3 protein-coding genes are annotated in these 1,976 nt (G+C 65.9%); all 3 read left to right on the top strand.

Going from position 1 to position 1,976, the window contains the following annotated elements:
* A partial coding sequence (locus VN047_RS13875; protein ID WP_325543637.1) for a dihydroorotase occupies positions 1-659 on the top strand: 659 nt, incomplete at its 5' end.
* A 54-nt stretch (positions 660-713) separates the two neighbouring features.
* Positions 714-1,097, top strand: a complete 384-nt coding sequence (locus tag VN047_RS13870; RefSeq protein WP_325543635.1) for a hypothetical protein — start codon at positions 714-716, stop codon at positions 1,095-1,097.
* Positions 1,098-1,367: 270 nt separating this feature from the next.
* Positions 1,368-1,976: hypothetical protein (locus VN047_RS13865; RefSeq protein WP_325543633.1), on the top strand; the 609-nt coding region annotated here is incomplete at its 3' end.

Here is a 1,976-nt window from a genome sequence, read left to right as displayed (position 1 = left end):
CCTCCGCCCCCGCGATTGCCGAGGCGATCGCGATCGCGCGCGACCTCGCACTCGTCGAGGAAACCGGCGCGCCCGTCCATTTCCGGCAGGTCACCACAGCGCGCGGGCTCGACCTGATCCGCGCCGCCAAGGCGAAGGGGCTGCCCGTCCTCTGCGGTATCACCCCCGCGCATCTGTTGCTTTCAGACACCGCGATCGGCGATTTTCGCACCTTCGCGCGCCTGTCGCCGCCGCTTCGGTCGGAGGACGACCGCCACGCGTGCCTTGCCGCGATCGCCGACGGTACGATCGACATCCTCGCCTCGGGCCACGACCCGCGGGGTCCCGAGGACAAGCGCCTGCCCTTTGCGGAGGCACTGCCCGGCATGGCCGGCGCCGAAACGCTGCTCGCCCTCGGCCTCAACCTCGTGCGCGACGGCCATATCTCGCCCGGCCGCCTGTTCGAATTGCTCGCGGGCGCACCTGCCTGCCTGCTCGGCGTCGACGCCGGCAGCCTCGCCGTGGGCAAGGAAGCCGACCTCATCCTCGTCGATGCGGACACGCCGTGGCAGGTCGATGCGAAGAAGATGGCGGCGTGGGCGGGCAACACCCCCTTCGACGGCATGCCGGTGCAGGGCCGCGCGACGATGATGTGGAAGGGCGGGCAGCGGATCCGCTGACGCGCGTGCCGCCCCGCTCCCGACCTCCAAACCTCCCGACGAAAGAAACAGATTTTGCCCCACGCGAACAGCGATCAACTCGCCCGCGACCTCCTCGACTGGAACAGGCGCCATCTGCTGCACGACGCGGTACTCAGCGAAGCCGTGATCGGCGAGAAATTCGCCCCCGCCTTCACCATCTGCGCCAACGGGCGCGTCCACCCCGCGACGCACACCAATTATCTCGAATTTCTCAACGGTTTTCGCGCGACGATCGCCGCGATCGACTATGCCGTTCACCGGACCATCACCGAAGGCGCATCGACCGTGCTCGCAATGACCGCGACGGTCCGCCGCATCGACGGCAGCATCGAATGCTTCGAGGCGATGCTGCTGCTCGCCTTCGATGCCCAAGGGCTCGTAACGCTCTGGCACGAAGTCTATCTCAAGACGGAATAGTCGTCGGCATTTATCCCGACCGGGCGACGGACCGCCGACCCCGTCGCGCACAAAAATGAAGCCCGCCGGCAAGCCGGCGGACTTCAAGAGAGCAAGATGGCCTTGGTTCCACCTTCCTCGGGTCGCATCCTTCTCATGGCCGATTCGGCAGATTGTTTCGCTACCCACTCGGGTAGGGGACAGAATATTTTCATTTTATCGCATTGCACTTGCCATCATCGCTGCGCTGCTCTCAAATGGCATCGCTGCGGGTCTTCTGGGGGGAAGTGCATGCAGGTGGCGAATATCCCGGCCTTTCCGTCCGACCATAATGCGCCGGCCGAATGGGAGGTGCTCAACGCGCTGATCGGCGAAATCTACGATTCGGTGCTCCATCCCGAAAGCTGGAACGAAACCCTCGCCCGCATCACCGCCGCGCTCTGTCCGCTCAGTTGGGAAGCTGGCTTCATCCTGTGGGAAAGCAGCAATCCGCCGAGCGCGCGCTTCGTTGCGGCAACCGGGCTCGCCGCGGGCATCCAGGAAATCTACGCCGCTGTCTATGCGGGCAATCACCCCTGGTCGCGCAAGTTCCAGCGCTACGGCAACGGCAGCGTCGTCGACAGCTTCGACATCATGACGCGCGAGGAATTCTATGAAACCGAATTCTTCCGCAATTTCCTCAAACCCTATGGCATCGACCGGCTTGTCGGGGTGCTGCTCGACCGGCACGACGGCGACCGGCTGGGGCTGATGCTGCCGGGGCCCGGCGACCGCGACGTCGAACGATTGAAGCGCGGGTTGCGCGTGCTCGCCCCGCATATCCAGCGCGCGATGCGGATCAGCGACCGCATCGCGACGCTCGACCTCGCCGCGGGCGCCGCGCGCGCCGCCGCCGACGCC

Origin of the sequence: Sphingopyxis sp. (assembly GCF_035565275.1) — a bacterium.
GTDB lineage: Bacteria > Pseudomonadota > Alphaproteobacteria > Sphingomonadales > Sphingomonadaceae > Sphingopyxis.
Note: the sequence above shows the minus strand (reverse complement) of the source record. Positions and strands in the feature narration are given on the sequence as shown.